The organism is Microbulbifer variabilis (assembly GCF_023716485.1).
Lineage (GTDB): Bacteria > Pseudomonadota > Gammaproteobacteria > Pseudomonadales > Cellvibrionaceae > Microbulbifer > Microbulbifer variabilis_B.
On the sequence record NZ_CP092418.1, the window covers coordinates 1,748,081 to 1,764,479 of the forward strand.

General features: G+C 48.3%; 14 protein-coding genes. 11 read left to right on the forward strand and 3 right to left on the reverse strand.

Annotation, left to right across the window (positions count from 1 at the left end):
• The first annotated feature begins 41 nt into the window (after positions 1–41).
• The 3 genes from sohB to MJO52_RS07900 all read left to right on the forward strand — a co-directional run bounded on the left by sohB (position 42) and on the right by MJO52_RS07900 (position 3,689).
• The gene (gene sohB / locus MJO52_RS07890) at positions 42–1,187 is read left to right on the forward strand and encodes a protease SohB (protein ID WP_252085392.1); all 1,146 of its coding nucleotides are present in this window, start codon (positions 42–44) and stop codon (positions 1,185–1,187) included.
• A gap of 54 nt (positions 1,188–1,241) precedes the next feature.
• Positions 1,242–2,255 (forward strand): YhdH/YhfP family quinone oxidoreductase, encoded by a 1,014-nt coding sequence (locus tag MJO52_RS07895; RefSeq protein ID WP_252085393.1) that lies wholly within the window; start codon positions 1,242–1,244, stop codon positions 2,253–2,255.
• 168 nt (positions 2,256–2,423) lie between these two features.
• Positions 2,424–3,689 (forward strand): patatin-like phospholipase family protein, encoded by a 1,266-nt coding sequence (locus MJO52_RS07900; protein ID WP_252085394.1) that lies wholly within the window; start codon positions 2,424–2,426, stop codon positions 3,687–3,689.
• Between the two features lie 101 nt (positions 3,690–3,790).
• Here the strand turns inward: MJO52_RS07900 and MJO52_RS07905 are convergent, their stop codons facing one another.
• Positions 3,791–4,531: a pseudouridine synthase gene (locus MJO52_RS07905; protein ID WP_252085395.1), complete on the reverse strand. Its 741-nt coding sequence runs from the start codon at positions 4,529–4,531 to the stop codon at positions 3,791–3,793.
• A gap of 454 nt (positions 4,532–4,985) precedes the next feature.
• Here MJO52_RS07905 and MJO52_RS07910 point away from each other — a divergent pair, with 454 nt between their 5' ends.
• Positions 4,986–6,194 (forward strand): RtcB family protein, encoded by a 1,209-nt coding sequence (locus tag MJO52_RS07910; RefSeq protein ID WP_252085396.1) that lies wholly within the window; start codon positions 4,986–4,988, stop codon positions 6,192–6,194.
• Between the two features lie 133 nt (positions 6,195–6,327).
• The gene (locus MJO52_RS07915; RefSeq protein ID WP_252085397.1) at positions 6,328–6,552 is read left to right on the forward strand and encodes a hypothetical protein; all 225 of its coding nucleotides are present in this window, start codon (positions 6,328–6,330) and stop codon (positions 6,550–6,552) included.
• Here MJO52_RS07915 and MJO52_RS07920 read toward each other — a convergent pair.
• Positions 6,549–6,944 (reverse strand): YchJ family protein, encoded by a 396-nt coding sequence (locus tag MJO52_RS07920; RefSeq protein WP_252085398.1) that lies wholly within the window; start codon positions 6,942–6,944, stop codon positions 6,549–6,551. The genes MJO52_RS07915 and MJO52_RS07920 overlap by 4 nt on opposite strands.
• 172 nt (positions 6,945–7,116) lie before the next feature.
• On the opposite strand from MJO52_RS07920, the gene MJO52_RS07925 reads away from it, so the two are divergent.
• From MJO52_RS07925 to MJO52_RS07950, 6 genes are all read left to right on the forward strand, one after another.
• The gene (locus MJO52_RS07925; RefSeq protein ID WP_252085399.1) at positions 7,117–7,644 is read left to right on the forward strand and encodes a TetR/AcrR family transcriptional regulator; all 528 of its coding nucleotides are present in this window, start codon (positions 7,117–7,119) and stop codon (positions 7,642–7,644) included.
• Positions 7,645–7,678: 34 nt separating this feature from the next.
• Positions 7,679–8,743, forward strand: a complete 1,065-nt coding sequence (locus MJO52_RS07930; RefSeq protein ID WP_252085400.1) for an efflux RND transporter periplasmic adaptor subunit — start codon at positions 7,679–7,681, stop codon at positions 8,741–8,743.
• A gap of 45 nt (positions 8,744–8,788) precedes the next feature.
• Entirely contained in the window at positions 8,789–11,896 is a 3,108-nt protein-coding gene (locus tag MJO52_RS07935; RefSeq protein WP_252085401.1) for an efflux RND transporter permease subunit, read from the forward strand.
• Positions 11,897–12,153: 257 nt separating this feature from the next.
• Positions 12,154–12,705, forward strand: coding sequence for a GmrSD restriction endonuclease domain-containing protein (locus MJO52_RS07940; protein WP_252085402.1), 552 nt, complete (start codon positions 12,154–12,156; stop codon positions 12,703–12,705).
• A gap of 91 nt (positions 12,706–12,796) precedes the next feature.
• On the forward strand, positions 12,797–15,496 hold the full coding sequence (locus MJO52_RS07945; protein WP_252085403.1) for a DEAD/DEAH box helicase: 2,700 nt from the start codon (positions 12,797–12,799) through the stop codon (positions 15,494–15,496).
• 104 nt (positions 15,497–15,600) lie between these two features.
• Positions 15,601–15,903 carry a hypothetical protein gene (locus tag MJO52_RS07950; protein ID WP_252085404.1) on the forward strand — a complete coding sequence of 101 codons (303 nt, stop codon included), beginning with the start codon at positions 15,601–15,603 and terminating at the stop codon, positions 15,901–15,903.
• A gap of 101 nt (positions 15,904–16,004) precedes the next feature.
• Here MJO52_RS07950 and MJO52_RS07955 read toward each other — a convergent pair whose 3' ends face one another.
• Positions 16,005–16,310, reverse strand: a complete 306-nt coding sequence (locus tag MJO52_RS07955) for a DUF6471 domain-containing protein (protein ID WP_252085405.1) — start codon at positions 16,308–16,310, stop codon at positions 16,005–16,007.
• Between the last annotated feature and the right edge of the window lie 89 nt (positions 16,311–16,399).

Below are 16,399 nucleotides of genomic sequence, written 5' to 3' on the forward strand. Positions count from 1 at the left end.
TAAATAATTTTTAATTTGCATGGCAGCAATCTGGAGTATAAGTGGAATTTTTAATTGAATACGGCCTGTTCCTGGCAAAAATAGTAACTGTTATCGTTGCTCTGATGGTGTTGATAGGTTTTATTTTTGCTAATCGAGAGCAGCTTAAAGAGAGGGTGCAGGGACACATCAGTGTTACTCGATTGAATGACCGCTACGAGCAGTTTAAAGAAACTCTGCTCGAAGCTGTTATGGAAAAACATGAGTTTAATCAACGTAAAAAGCAGCTAGCAAAGGATAAGAAAGCTGAGGAAAAAGCCCTGGCTAAAAAGCATAAGGCGGCGGCCAAAGAGAAAACCTCCAAAGAAGGTAATCTAGGCGGTGAGACGAAAGAGCCACAAGCTGATGCCCGAGAGGCAGAGAAAATCTCGGATTCGACAGATGGGCGCAAGCGTATTTTTGTCACCCACTTTAATGGCGACATCAAAGCCAGTGAGCTTTCGCGTTTGCGGGAGGAAATTACTGCAATTCTTCAAGTTGCAGAGGCTGGTGATGAGGTACTGCTCTGCTTGGAAAGCCCCGGAGGAATGGTGGCCAACTATGGTCTGGCCGCAAGCCAGTTGGCACGTGTACGTAGTGCGGGCATTCAGCTCACTATTGCAGTGGATAAAGTGGCGGCAAGTGGCGGTTATATGATGGCCTGCGTGGCAGACAGAATTCTCGCTGCACCTTTCGCAATGTTGGGCTCTATCGGTGTTTTGGCGCAGCTGCCTAACTTTAATCGCTTGCTAAAGCGTCACGATGTGGATTATGAGCTTTTCACTGCGGGTGAGTTCAAGCGCACAGTAACCATGTTCGGAGAAAATACTGAAGAGGGACGTGAGAAGTTCCAGAGTGATCTGGAGGAAATACATGTACTTTTCCAGCACTTTATCAGTGAGTACCGCCCCAACTTGGATGTTGCCAAGGTTGCGACAGGAGAAGTTTGGTTTGGGCAAAAGGCTCTGACAATGGGCCTTGTGGATGAGCTGAAAACATCTGATGAGTACCTGACAGATTGTGCTAAACATGCTGACCTGTTTCAGGTGGAATACAAAGAGAAGAAAAATATCGCCAAGAAAATGGGGTTGGCTGCTGAGGCCGGGGTAGAGTCGGCCCTGACACGTCTATTCTCAAGATTGAGCGCATGGCGTCATCACGCCCAGTAAGAGATATCGACAAGGGCAATTTATAGGGAAGTTTGTCATTAGGATAAAGCAGGCATGAATAGTTCTCAGGAAAGGGAGTTTCGGGCCATTAGGGTGGAAGAGGTGGCCGCTGGAAAATTTGATCAACTACTGGTGAAGCGACATCTCCGAGATTTGCCTAGTAACCCCTTGTTGCTTAGAGTTTCCTATTCCTCTCTGAACTACAAGGATGCTATGTCTGCATTTGGAAACCGCAGTATTACCAGAGAGTACCCGCACACTCCAGGGATTGATGCGGTAGGCTCAGTGCTCGAAGACCAAAGTGGTAAATTCACGCCAGGAACTGAACTCTTAGTCACAGGTTATGATTTAGGCATGAATACCCCAGGCGGCTTGGCGGAGGTTACTGCTGTTCCCTCTGAGTGGGCTCTACCGCTTCCAGAGGGGCTCAGCGCCAGGGAATCTATGGCGCTTGGTACTGCTGGGTTAACCGCAGCCCTCTGTGTGGACCGGCTATTGGAGGCTGGAGCCATGCCAGAAGATGGTGAAGTATTGGTCAGCGGTGCTACTGGCGGAGTCGGCTCAATTGCGGTGGCGCTGCTGGCAAAGTTGGGCTTTCGAGTAGCTGCGGTGACCGGGAAACTTGAAGCGGCAGACTTTCTCGCTGAATTGGGTGCTTGGAAGGTACTTGACCGAGATACTTTAGCGCCATTTGCCAACAAGGCCATGGCTAAACCCTTATGGGCTTGGGCTGTAGATACAGTAGGCGGTGAAACCCTTTTTAATGTGGTTAAATCCCTAGCATACGGTGGTGGTGTAGCGGCATGTGGTATGGCTTCGGGCGCACAGTTTCATGCAAATGTATTCCCTTTTATTTTGCGAGGTATCAGTCTGCTGGGTGTTGATAGTGTAGAGCTGCCAGTAGAAAAGAAAGCTGCGGTTTGGCAAAAGCTAGCTGGCCCATGGTATATCGGCGATAAGCTAAAACTTATTGCGGAAGATATATCACTTGAACAGGCACCGGAATTTCTGGCACGGTTACACCGAGGCCATGGCATCGGCCGCTATGTCGTTAATATGGCACTTTAGATTTCTTGAGTATTTCAGAGTTTATTTGGAGAAAAAATTACAGCTGAACAGGCGATTGACAGTCATCTGCCTCTTTATATAAGTAATGGTGTTTGTCTGTGCCTGTGCTTTTCAATAGCCTTATAGCCAGTAGCGTGATTTATAGCCTGTTTCTGTTGGAAGATGACAGTGTCTCAAGGTAACGAAAAGTCCCTGATTCCGGTGCAGAACAGCGCGTTAGTGCTCTCGGGTGGTGGCGCCCGTGCTGCTTATCAGGCCGGGGTTCTCAAAGCCCTAGCAGAAGTTGTGCCCGAAGATAACCCGCGCCCTTTTAAAATTATTTGCGGCACATCTGCTGGCGCTATGAATGCCATGATGCTGGCCGCTCACCCAGGTACATTTAAAGAAGCGATCGAGAGTATGTGCTCGGTGTGGATGAACCTGAGTGTGGAGCGGGTGTACCGCACTAGCTGGTTTAGCTTAATAAGTAATTTATTATCTATTAGCCGTTCGCTGTTTAATCAGGGTGTTGGGCGAGAAAAACCTCTTGCACTTCTCGATAATTTCCCCTTGCGTCAGCTTTTACTGGATGTAATTAATTTCGATAATATCCAAAAAAATATCGACGCAGGCCATCTACACGCAACTTGCATTAATGCGCTTTCATATAGTGAGGGCGAGTCGGTGAGCTTTTATCAAGCTGCGGATGGTGTGAGAGGTTGGCAGCGCTTTCGCCGGTTTGGAGTTTCCACCCGCTTGACGGTGGATCACCTGCTCGCCTCATCTGCAATCCCCGCAATTTTTCCTGCAGTAAAAATCGACGACATTTACTACTGCGATGGTGCAATTCGTCAAATGGCTCCCATCAGCCCGGCCTTACACCTTGGAGCTAAGCGTGTCTTTATCGTAGGTGTTTCCGATAACCGCTCTCCAGTTCACTGGGGTAGTCGGCGTAGCAATAATCAGGTCCATTCTCCTTCAATGGCCCAGATTACTGCTCAGTGGTTCAATGCTGCTTTTATTGATAGCTTGGAAGGGGATTTGGAACATTTGGATAGGGTTAATACCTTACTGGATTCTGTGGAAGAAGATAAATTTGCCGATCTCTCTCCTCTTCGGCCAGTAGAATCCGTGGTTATTGAACCATCGCAGAGTCTCGCCAGATTGGGAGGGAGAAAATTAAAGTATCTACCGCCGGCGTTGCGTTGGTTATTTCGCTCCACAGGTGCGACGCGGTCTGGAGGCGGAGTCTCCGCGGCAAGTTACTTGCTTTTTGAGCGGCCTTATATTGAGGAGTTGATTGAGCTTGGCTACCAGGATGCAATGTGGGAGAAAGATAAATTGCGCTATTTCTTGAGGCCTCAGCCCAAACTTGAGGTGGAGCGAAGAGGCCTCTTTGGTTCACGTAAAAAGAGTATCGAGGATCAGCTTGGGCAGGGAGATGTTTCGTCGTAATTTGGACTGCCTGCTAACGATTTGAATTAAGTGTGATTTCTATTTGGGAGATCTCGCTCGAACACAGTGTTTCTTGGTTTTCTAATTTTATTCCCTTTGCTTCAGTGGTTGAGTGCATCAGACCAGCCAAATGTCTGCAGAAGCTTCATGAACTTTCCTCGTGGTTCGGCCTGTAATACTAATAATTTTTGACTAGCTGGGTGCTGTAATTCTAATTTTACGGCATGTAGTAGCAGTCTCCCACAATTAAACTGCTGAGAAAAAAAATGGTTGTGGGAAGATTTTCCATATTTGGGGCAACCAATTAAGGGGTGGTGAATATGCTTGAAGTGTCTGCGGATTTGATGTCGGCGACCAGTTTTCAGCTGAATTTCTACCAGTGAATATCGGCTGGTGGGATAGCGATCCACCTCATAAGGTAGTTCTATGGTGGCGAGCCGCTGAAAGAGGGTGATGGCCTCCTGGCGGGGAAGCTCTGACTTGGGGCGTTTCCTCTGGTGTTTAAAGTCTGCTACCGGTGGGAGTGGGTAATCAATGGTCTCCTGTTCGGGGCAGTATCCGCGGCAAACAGCAAGATATTTCTTTAGGGAGCCCTTACCTTCCAGTTGATGTTGGAGCTGAGCGGCGACCGCACTGCTTTTGCCAAAAATAATAACTCCAGATGTAGGCTTATCTAGTCTGTGAACTGGGTATAAATGATAACCACTTAGATTGCGGAGGTGCTGCAGGAGGATACGTGTCTCGTGACGGTCTATCTCGGAGCGGTGAACGAGCCAGCCTTCAGGCTTATAAGCGGCAAGCAGGTGTTCGTCCTCATAGATAATCTCTGGTTCACAACTCATGGTTTGATCTGATACAGGCTCATATGTCGGCTGCTTAGTGTATTGCCGAAACGTAGTGATTGCATATAAAAAATGCCTCAGTTAATTGGTATTAATACCTGATAGTAACTTGCTGAGAAAAAATACTAAAAAGTAGTTTAAATTTAGGTTGACTTATTACGGCTAGGCAATAAAATTTGTCACATAGTTTGTTGTCGGCATGAGTTGCTTAAAGCTGGCATTTTTTATTAGTTATTTCTTGATTGACGTGGAACGCAGCCACGAAGGAGCCATGAAATGCGAAATGTGGATATTAACAACCTATTTTTTTGATCGCTTTTCATGTGCATCTGCTTGAAAAGTGATTGAGCTTTTCAAGCCAGAATTCTCTAGAGCCCTGGCATTTGCCGGGGCTTTTTTGTTTGGGGCTTTGGAGGGCTTTTAATGATTTATTGGATCAATCCAGGGACTCTATATGCCTGTAAAAATTGTGCTAAATAAAAATGCACAGCAAGGTAGTGTGCCGGTAAAAATATATACCGATGAAATCGAGCCGCAGGCCTTGCAGCAGCTAAAAAATATTGCTCAGTTACCAATCGTACACTCCCATGTTGCGGCAATGCCGGATGTACATTTAGGAAAAGGGGCAACCGTTGGTTCTGTGATCCCAACAGTAGATGCGGTAATCCCATCAGCGGTAGGGGTGGATATTGGCTGCGGAATGAATGCAGTGCGAACTTCGTTACATGCCCATCAGTTGCCTGACAACCTGAAAGCATTGCGGGAGGCCATTGAGGTGAAAGTACCCATTGGACAGGGTCGTCACAAGATGATCAGTGCCAGGGAATCTGCCTGCAAACTTTTAGCTCCCGGTGTGGATAGGTTGTTTGAAAAACATCCTGGGCTACTAAAAAGGCTGCATCAGCCACAGAAAACTTGGGTTACCCAGATGGGGACCCTGGGTGGCGGCAATCATTTTATTGAAATTTGTCTGGATGAAAATAATGCGGTTTGGGTGATGCTGCACTCAGGCAGTCGAGGTGTTGGCAATGCTATTGGACAGCACTTTATCCAGTTGGCTCGAAAGGATATGGCAGGACATATACGTAATCTGCCAGATAAAGATTTGGCTTACTTTTCCGAAGGTAACCACCATCTTGATGATTACATCGAGGCGGTAAGCTGGGCCCAGGAGTACGCTAGAGTTAATCGGGAAGAAATGATGAGGTTGGTTTTGAATTGTCTCAAAAATTTTCTGCCAAAATTTACGCTCACCAGTGAGGTAATCAATTGTCATCACAATTATGTAATGCGCGAACGCCATTTTGAGCAGGATATTTTTATTACCCGTAAAGGGGCGATCAGTGCGAAAAAAGATCAGCTGGGAATTATTCCAGGCTCAATGGGAGCCAAGTCCTATATTGTGCGTGGACGTGGTATTGCCGAATCATTCCACTCATGCGCTCATGGAGCTGGCCGCAAAATGAGTCGTAGCGCAGCGCGCCAGAGGTTTACCAGGCAGGATCTTGAAGAGCAGACTAGGGGTGTTCAATGCCGTAAAGATAAGGGAGTGATTGATGAAATTCCGGCGGCCTATAAAGATATAGATCAAGTTATGGATAATCAGTCAGACCTTGTCGAAGTGGAGCATACCCTGCGTCAGGTAATATGTATTAAGGGGTAGACTTCTAGTTTGTAGCAGTTTTGAAAAGGAGTTATTTGATGTGGCATAAGCCGGTTACTTGGCTGAGACTAGCAGGAAAATACCTTAGCTGTTGGCACTTAGCTGCCAAAATTTTCGACAAAGGAGAATGTATATGAAAAAAAATCCACCTAAGGGGAGTGGGAAATTTCGCAATTATATCGCGCGTAATCCACTTATGGGGAAGGGTGGTGCGCACGTTAAAGCAAAGTCAGGAAAACGTTTTTTAAATAAACAAAAAATGAGGAAGGAGGTGCGGGAGTGGAGGGGCTCCCGCGATACTTACTCTCTTGTAGTTGCAGTTCGTTTTATTTTGCCACTGACTCTTGCCGGTTTTTAGGTTCTGCCTTCTTCAGGCCATTCGGGGAGCGCTTCCAGATACACCCACTTTTTTTTGTAGAGTTTGAACAGGGATACTTCATGAATTACATGTTCCTGCTCATTTTCTGAATACCACGCCTTAAACTCTACCACCGATCTCTTCAGGCCAGCTTTGCTTTTAATAACCTCCAGTCTCGTCCACTGGGTCTCCAGGTCCTCCTGGCGAAGATCTGGATAGGTGTCTGGATGCCAAGTTTTGCGCAGATAGGCCAGGTTTCCCATCGCATAAGCGCAATAACGGCTGCGCATCAGGTTCTCTGCAGTATTGGGATAGGCTTGCCCAGAGAGGAAGAGGTTGCAACAGCTCTGAAATTTCTTACCTGAGCCGCAGGGGCAGGCGTGATCCGTCATAAGTAACTCCGTAATCGGGGGCGCTGACTTTCACTGGTTAGGTCAGCGCGTTTCGTAAACACTTTTTAACCTTGCTTGACGGTGACAGAGGGTAGCATAGCTTGATCTTTTGCTGAGGAGCGTTAAGATACCGACCAGCCGGTTGGTTTGTTGGGTAATCCCGGGAGGTCATGTGTCCAGAGTCGATAAATCTGCCATTGTCCGTGCTGCCGAAGAGGTGGTGCGAGAGAAGGGGGCACGCAAGCTCACTCTCGATGCAGTGGCTACCCAGTGCGGGTTAAGTAAGGGTGGTTTAATTCATCACTTCAGAACCAAACAGTCTCTTCTCAAAGCGATGTTGGAGGCAGCGATTGCCAGGGAAGATGCCAGTGCTGAAGCTTGCACCAAAGCTGGCGGTGACTTGTTGACCTCTCGGCTGAGTTCCATTTTTGAACTAATGGAAGATGATGAAGGCTTGCCCCGTTCATTGATTGCAGCAGTAGCCGAAGATCCGGCGCTCCTGGAACCAGTTAAGGTTAAGGAGGCTGAATTGCGCAGTGAAATCTCCCAAACCTACAAAGACCCCGAGTTTGCACAGCTGTTGATTCTCGCAGCCCAAGGTATGTTCTTTGGGCGTGTGTTGGGTGTGGTGGAGCCAGAAGATCCGATGCTCACCCGTTTACGCGAACGTTTGTTGATGCTTTCTGCAGATCTCACCTGATTTTTTTCTTAAACACGCTTTTTGGATGACGAATATGAAATTGTCGGTAAGTTCTCGTGCCCCACTAGCCCTGCTTATGGCAGCGGTGGTCATTCTTGCGGGTTGCTCCGGCTCGGAGAAAGAAGAGCAACGTGCTGAGCGGTTGTGGCCGGTGAAAGTGGCCACCGTTCAGAGCACCAATAAAGTGGCAGATCGCCAATTTGCAGGCAGGGTAAAAGCTGTGCAGAGCGTGGACCTTTCTTTTCAGGTTGGCGGTAAGCTCGATAAGCTAAATCTTCGAGAGGGCGAAATCATTCCTAAAGGCACTTTGATTGCCGAGCTTGACGATCGCGATTACCGACGCCGGGTAAAGGAAGCCCGGGTAAATGTAGAGCTTCTGGAGAAAACATTGAATCGACAGCGCTCACTGGCAAGTTCCAAAGTGATTTCCCAGCAGCAGCTCGATGAAACCGAGAGTAACTTTGACCTTGCCAAAGTAACCCTGGAAAGAGCGGAACAGGATTTAGCTTATACCAAGCTGACGGTTCCCTTTGATGCGTTGGCAACACGGCAGCTTGTCGAGAATTACACTAACGTTCAGCCAGGCCAGCCCATTGTGCGCTTACAGAATATTTCTGAGGTGCGTATACAAATTTCTGTGCCGGAAAAAATGTTGGCTACTGTCAACGAAGAGCAAATAAGCTCAGTGTTAGCGGAGTTTGAGTTTCTTCCGGGTGAGCAGTTTGCTTTGCAATACCGTGAACACCAAGCGGAAGCCGACAGTGTAACCCAGACCTACGCGGTGGAACTGGGGATGCCGCGACCGCAGAATGTTCAGATCCTTCCTGGTATGACTGCCCGAGTGACGGTCAAAATGAAAGAGGGCAGCGGAGATTTTTGGATTCCTCTGGCGGCGGTGCAGAGCAATAGTGAGGGGAAACCCTATGTCTGGCAAATTAATGAAGATCAATCGGTTTCCAAGGTTCAGGTGGCTCTTGGCCGTACCAATGGTGAAGCCGTACAGATCACTAAGGGCTTGTCAGCAGCGATGAAGTTGGTAGCTGCGGGCGGTCAGCATCTCTATGACGGTGCAAAAGTTCGCAATTATGTACAGCACTAGTTTTTTGCTTGAGAGCTCTGGCCCTGTGAACAGGGGGGAAATGTTGTGAAGATTTCTGACACATTTATCGAAAAGCCGGTTTATAGCTGGCTACTAATGTTGATTTGCCTGATCGGCGGACTCTGGGGGCTTTCGGATATTGGCCGCCTTGAAGACCCTGCCTTTACCATTAAAGAAGCGCGAGTGTATACCTTCTATCCCGGTGCCAGTGCACAAAGGGTGGAAGAGGAGGTTACGGAAAAGCTTGAGGTTGCTATCCAGCAAATGGGACAGCTGGATAAGGTAACCTCTACCTCTAGTCCGGGAATGTCGGAAATCCGTGTAGAGATTAAGGATCAATACGCCTCCGCAGAACTGGCTCAGGTATGGGATGAGCTGCGTCGCAAAGTTAATGATGCCCAAAGTGACCTTCCCAGTGGGGCATATCCCTCGGTGGTCAATGATGACTTCGGTGAAGTCTACGGTATTTATTATGCGATTACCGGCGAGGGTTTTTCCCTGACCGAAATGCGTGAAATCACCAAAGCGATTCGTCGTGAACTGCTCGGTGTTGAGGGGGTGGCGAAAGTTTCCCGTTCTGGAATCATTGATGAAGTCGCCTATTTGGATATTGATGAGTCCCGACTCGCCCAGTTTGGTTTCTCTCTCGATGATCTAGCCCAGGTTCTGCAATCGGAAAGCTCCACACAGAAAGTTGGGGAAATCGGTGGTCAGGATTTGCGCACCCGCATCGTAGTGGATAATCCTGCAAGTGACTTGGAAGCAATCCGTAATATTCTTGTGGGCGTACCTGGTTCAACGGCAATGTTGGCCATCAGAGATATCGCAGATATCTCCCTGGGTTACGATGAAAGCCCTAGCTTTATCGCCCGTTATGATGGAAATCAGGCGGTATTACTTGGTATAGCGGGAGCTGAAAATACCAATATTGTTAATGTTGGTAAGGCTGTAGAGGCCAAGCTTGAGGAGATAAAACAGGCACTGCCGCTGGGGGTGGAAATTCACCCGGTTTATGCCCAGCACCAAGTGGTAGAAGAGAGTGTCGATGGCTTTCTGTTTAATCTGGTCTCTTCAGTTGTGATCGTTACCCTCGTACTCTGTGTATTTATGGGCTGGCGCTCTGGTGTGGTGGTGGGTACCGTACTTGGTCTTACGGTTCTGGGTACCGTATTAATCATGAACCTGTTTGGTTTGAACCTGCAGAGGATTTCTCTTGGTGCCCTCATTATTGCCATGGGTATGTTGGTTGATAATGCTATCGTAGTTGCAGAAGGCATGTTGATGGGGGTTCAACGAAATGAGGAGCCCAAGAGCGCTGCCAGCCGGGTAGTGCGCCAAACATTCTGGCCGCTTTTGGGGGCCACTGTAATTGGTATTATGGCTTTCTCTGGTATTGGACTGTCTGATGATGCCACCGGTGAATTCCTCTTCTCGCTGTTTGCTGTGATTGGGATTTCATTGCTGCTCAGCTGGATTCTCGCTGTAACTGTAACGCCCTATTTGGGGTATCACCTGTTCAAACCCGGTAAGAATTCAGATTCTGAAGACCCCTATAATGGTCGTTTTTATAACATGTATTCCGGAGCCTTAGCAGGAGCATTAAGGCATCGTGGCCTCACCATCGGCTTACTCGTTGCCGTTACATTAGTAAGCTATTTTGCTTTTGGGTTTGTAAAGCAGGGATTCTTCCCCAACTCCAATGCACCGCTGTTCTATGTGAATTACTTCTTACCACAGGGCAGTGATATCAACCGTACTGATAAGGCTCTTCAACAGGCAACAAAGTATTTTAAAGAGCAGGATGAGGTGGTTTCGGTAACGGCTGTAGCTGGTCGGGGAGCCGATCGCTTTATGCTCACTTATGCTCCTGAACCGCCCAACGCTTCCTATGGTCAGCTAATTGTTCGCACTGAGAATCGCGAGCAGATCGCTCAACTGATAGAGAGGGCAAAGGCGCAGTTACGTGAAGAGCAGCCTGAAGCATTGATTACCTTTAAGCGCCTGGTGTTTGGCCCTGGTGGTGGTGCCGATGTGGAAGTGCGAATTTCTGGTCAGGATTTTCAGACCTTGCGTGCGCTTGCCGTAGATGTTGAGCAACAGTTTCGCGAGAAGGGCCTGGAAGATATTCGCCATGATTGGCGCAGTAGAGAGCCGACTATCCATGCGCACCTTGATGATGAGCGCGCTCGCGTAGCTGGTGTCACGAATACCGATATTAGCCGGATGATTCAATTTGCCTCTGCCGGTTATACCGTGGGTGATTTTGAGAGCGGCGATCGTATTATCCCTATTATTGCGCGAATGCCGGAAGGGGATAGGAATCAAGTGGGTTCCCTGGAGGATCGTTTGGTCTGGAGCCCTAACGAGCAAGGGTATATTCCGGCGGGACAGTTGATCACGGATTTTGAGGTTACTGCAGATGAGGGCCTGATCCAAAGACGCGATAGGGTTCCGACCATCACTATCAGTGCCGATGCTCCGGAAGGCGTTACTGCTATGGCCGCGTTTGGGAGAATTCGCCCCTGGGTAGAAAGTATGCAGTTACCACCAGGCTTTAAAGTGGAATTTGGTGGTGAGTATGAAAGCTCTACCGATGCACAGAAGTCTCTGGGTAAAGGCTTGCCACTTGGCTTCCTAATCATGATCCTGGTATCGATCTTGTTGTTCGGTACTGTACGTGAGCCCGTAATTATCTGGCTGGTAGTTCCCATGTGTTTGGTGGGCGTAGTTGTAGGCTTGTTGGCGACGGGGCTGCCTTTCGGATTTATGTCACTTCTTGGTGTATTGAGTTTATCCGGAATGCTGATTAAAAACGCTGTGGTTTTGGTCGATGAGATCGAAGTGCAAACACATGCGGGCCTGCCCAGACTCACTGCTATTCAGCGTGCTAGCGTAAGTCGCTTGCGTCCGGTCTTCCTTGCAGCTGTGACCACTATTTTAGGAATGTCGCCACTGCTATTTGATGCTTTCTTTGCGGATATGGCCGTAACCATTATGGGGGGGCTGGGTTTTGCCACTGTGCTTACGCTGATTGCTATCCCTGTTTTCTACGCGGTCTTCCACAAGGTTAAGCCTAATGAGGTGGAAGGTAATCTAGATGAGGTGAATTTAAAGTCGCAGCCAGCCCCTGCTAAAGAGATTGTCTCTGTATAGTGCGATGAGCCTGCGTTGATGGTGGGTAATTCGAGATCCTGCGCAATGCCTTTTTAAGTATTGCGTGGGATCATCCTTCCTTTCCCTGGTACTCGTGGTTTCTAACTGCCTCCGTTGCGCCGGTTCATACACTTATTTTTTCCTTTCGCTGCTTGTAGGTAATTAATGGTTTCGTTTTACCTCAGTTTGAACCGGTACATACAATCCCGATCAGTTTTCTAGTAATCTAAAGATCTGATTTGATTGGTAGTTGATGTATGAGTGTTCGGTCAATTTCAAGATTTTGTGTGTGCTTCTTTTTATTTTCTTTCAGCTTTTCTGCTCTGGCGATTAGTTATGAGAGATCAGAGTGGTTACCCAAGTGGTCTGATACAGATAGGGATTGCCAAGATACCCGACATGAGCTGTTGATACGGTACTCCCTTTCGCCAGTTACTTATACTCGCGCCAACGGCTGTAAGGTGGATACTGGGTTGTGGCTAGATCCTTATACCGGCAATTTTTACAGCAAAGCTTCTGATCTGGATGTGGAGCATATTGTGCCCCTTAAGTGGGCCCATGATCATGGAGGAGCTGGGTGGAGCCGCGCAAAGAAAAGGCACTTTGCTGAGGATATCGATAACCTCTGGTTGGTGGATGATGGCCGCAATCAAAGTAAAGGGCACAAAGGGCCTGATGAGTGGATGCCACCCTATGCGCCCGTCGGTAAAATATATGTTCAGCGATTTATTTCTATCGTAGAGAAATATGGACTGAGCCTGAGTCGAGATGAATCTCGCAAACTACGCACAATAGCGAGTGAGGGCTAGCCAGTCTAAATGCCAACTGGCACATTGAGTGGGGAGTGTCGTCCCGGTGGTACAATTTCGGGCAGGACTTTGCCTCTAATTGGAAGCATGGATGGTTATGCGGGACTCCTCCAAGTTGTTGGTCGAATATTTCAGACGCTGCTATCAGGCGGATAGTCATGATTTATCACTGAGTAATATTGCCCGGCTTTCGGGTAATCGCCGGGTATTTTTCAGAGAGCGGGACTTTTTAGCCAGTGGAGAGTTGCCCAGAGTACCATTGGTGGGGACCTCGGTTACTAAGCTCGTAGAGCTAACGGATGCTTACCGAAAAGAGCGCAGTTTAATCTATTCGGTGTTCTTGATCTCTGGTGAACTCCCGAGCCAGCTAGGGCTTAGTTCCAAGCGTCAATTGTGTGCCCCGCTACTGTATTTTCCTGCCCGTCTTTGTTCTGACGAAGAGTATTTTGTGGAGGTCAACTCGGCTGATCTCCATATCAACCTTCCACTGCTGCGCTTGATCCTTAAGCCGGATATAGACTCAAGAGTAACAGATAGCTTCCCTATACCGAGCTTTCCGCTGGATAGTCCCCAGGTGGCAGCCATGGGGCGCTGGCTGGAACAAAACAGTCGGTTAACCGGTATTGAAGAGATTAGCCGCTGGCCGAATCTACAGGCGGTTGATTGTGATGAGTTGGGCAGGGCTCCAGCTCTGGCAATAAGTAGTGCTTGCGCCCTCATTCTGGCTGATAGGTCGCGGGGATCGCGAGGTGTCCTTCATGAGCTGAAACTTCTAGGCCGAGAACGAAACTTTTCTGCTCCATTAAATTTGGCCCTTGGGGAGGAGGTTGTTGATTTCCTGCAAAGTGACAGTGAGCCGGAGATGCTGCCGGGACTTTTGAGTGAAGCTCAGGAAAGGACATTGCAAAATGCCGCGAAGATGCCCTTGAGTCTGGTTTCTGGCCCGCCAGGCACCGGTAAGAGTTTTACCATTGCCGCAATGGCGATTGACCAAATGCTGCATGGCAATACTGTTTTGGTAGTTTCTAAAACCCCCCAGGCCATAGATGTTGTACGGCAGAAGTTGCGTGAGGACTATGACTTACAGGAAGGGTATGTACATGCGGGTGAAAAGGGGTTTATACCCAGCCTGAAATTTCATTTGGATTCTTTGCTCAAAGAAGGGGTTGAAGCTCCCGAGGTGAGCGCTGCCAACCTAAAGCGTGGTCTTAAAGTAACACTCAAATCAATGCGTAAAGCTGAGCGCCGCTTTAATGGGGCGTTAAGAGCTGCTCAGAAACTCGGTTCCGATGGTTTTGCCGCTTGGTTGGTGGCATTGAGATTGCGTATTTTAGGTAGGCAACTGGATACGGAATCACTGTGGGAATTCCAGGAGGTAATCGGAACCTTGCGTAAAAATTTTGAGCGGCATGCGTCTCGATTTATTAATGCTTATCGAAAAGAGGCCCTTCTAAATCTTTTAAAGCATGAAAGAAGGCATTTATCGGCTTTCAATCAGGCTCTCAGGGCTAGAACCTCCAAAACACAAGCAGAGCATTTTGCTCAAACGAATATGCAGGTTGTTTTACAGGCGTACCCAATTTGGCTTGTGAGCCTGGATGAGCTAAATGAAGTATTGCCTCTCTCCCGCGAGCTCTTTGATCTCGTTATCTTTGATGAGTCCACCCAGTGTGATATCGCCAGCGCCCTACCAGCATTGCAGCGAGCAAAACGTGCGGTTGTCGTCGGGGATGGCAAGCAGCTGCGTCACGTCTCCTTTTTATCTGTGGCGCAACAACAACAGTTGTGGGAAGACCTAGGCAGCCTTGAAGAATTACCTATGAAGTTGAGTTACCGGGACCAGTCCTTGTTGGATATTGTCTCTGACTCCCTGGGTAGTCAGCAAGCCGTTACCTTACTGGATGAACACTATCGTAGTCAGCCGGAGTTAATTGCTTTTAGCAATAACTCTTTTTATACAGATCGACTCAAGGTAATGCAGGCTAGACCGGTAGCCTCCAGTGAGAGGACTTTAACTCTGCATTACTTGGAGGGAAAGCGAGCAAAAAATGGCAGAAATCGGCTGGAAAAGGATTGGATACTTGAGCAGCTGCGTGAACATACTCATCGCTATGCCGACTCACCACTCAAGCCAACGGTTGGAATTCTTTCTCCTTTCAGGGAGCAGGCGGATTATCTGGCATCCGAAGTGGATAAGGCCTTCCCGGCAGATGTGCTGCGCAGTTTCTCCGTCTTGGTTGCAACCCCTTACGGATTTCAGGGAGAGGAGCGGGACCTGATGCTCCTGTCTTTTTCTGTAGACAATCAGTCCCTGCGTGCAGCGACTTATCTTAATCGTGCCGACATGTTTAATGTTGCTGTGACCCGGGCTAAAGAGAGACAGTTGGTAGCTTATTCCATCAGCCCAGAATCCCTGTCACCTGAGCACTTGCTGCGCCGCTATGTTGATTTTGAACATGAGGTGGGCCTAAGTGCTCCACAAAAAGTTTTTCCCTGCGAGTTTGCTGAAGAGGTAAGTGCGAGCCTACGGATGGCGGAGGTCAGACATTGGGTTGCATTCCCTATCGCCGGCCAGCGTATTGATGTGGTTTGCGAATACCACGGCCGAGTCCTGGGGGTGGATTTGATCGGTTTTCCTGGGGAGTATCGGTATCACTTTACTACTCAGACTTATAAAGTGTTGCACAGGGCGGGGGTTACTGTTTTGCCATTACCCTATGCCAGCTGGAAGCGTGACCCAGAGAACTGCCTTAGACGTATTCTTGCGGTTTTGAAGAGGGATCACCTTTAGGGTAGTGGGGGGCTCACTCTTAGAAGTGGATACACAAAATGAAAGTTGCGCCGGGGCTGCTAGGCTTTATAGGAGTTCAGCTTGCAGTTTAGCCGAGTACGCCTATGAAATTGTGGTTATTAATACCCTGCTTTTGGGTGACTGCCGTAGCAGCTGTGGATGTGATATTTGTGGATGCCCAGCAGCAACAGGGGGTGCGAAGCCCGACCTTAAGCTTTTGTCAGGCGCGATTCTATGAGGAGGATGACGGCCGCCTTTACTGTAACTGGGCAGTCAATTTTCGCTATGCCTGTTTTGTATGGTGGCCAACCAATAAAATAATACCGGCAGGAGCCAAACTCTCTGAACCAGAGGTTGTCGGTAAGTGTGGTAACGGTGAGCCGGTTTATAAGCTCCATCACTACTAGCTATTCAGCGGGCCTGGTTGCTAGATTTTATAGCATGCTCTGTCTTCGAGTTTAGCGATTTACTTCCTATTGGTACTGCATGATAGAGCATGTTAGCTTCTCTATTGTTCGGTATTGAGTCCTTGATCTTGCAGTTCTCGCGCTTGCTTAAGGATTTCAGGCATGGCGCTGTCTTCCACCGATAAGGCATCAATGATGGCTGCCAGGAGATCTGCAGAAAACATGCATTTGCTCACCTTGCTACGCAGGTTTTCCGTGGTCATTGAAATCCCTCTTTCGGCCAGGGCCTGGGCGAGATCCCCGTAACGCATACCCCGCAAAGCCATAGATGCGCGCACATAGCGGGCGATAGCCTGTTTGTACGGAGCCAGTGCTTGCTGGTTACTGAGGCTTTGCTTGTGGTCCATGGGCTCGACTCCGTTACAGTTGATGTCACTTATGTGGTAAATATTATCTTTGTGTGTATTATTTGCAACATAAGTTTGAAATAAGTTAT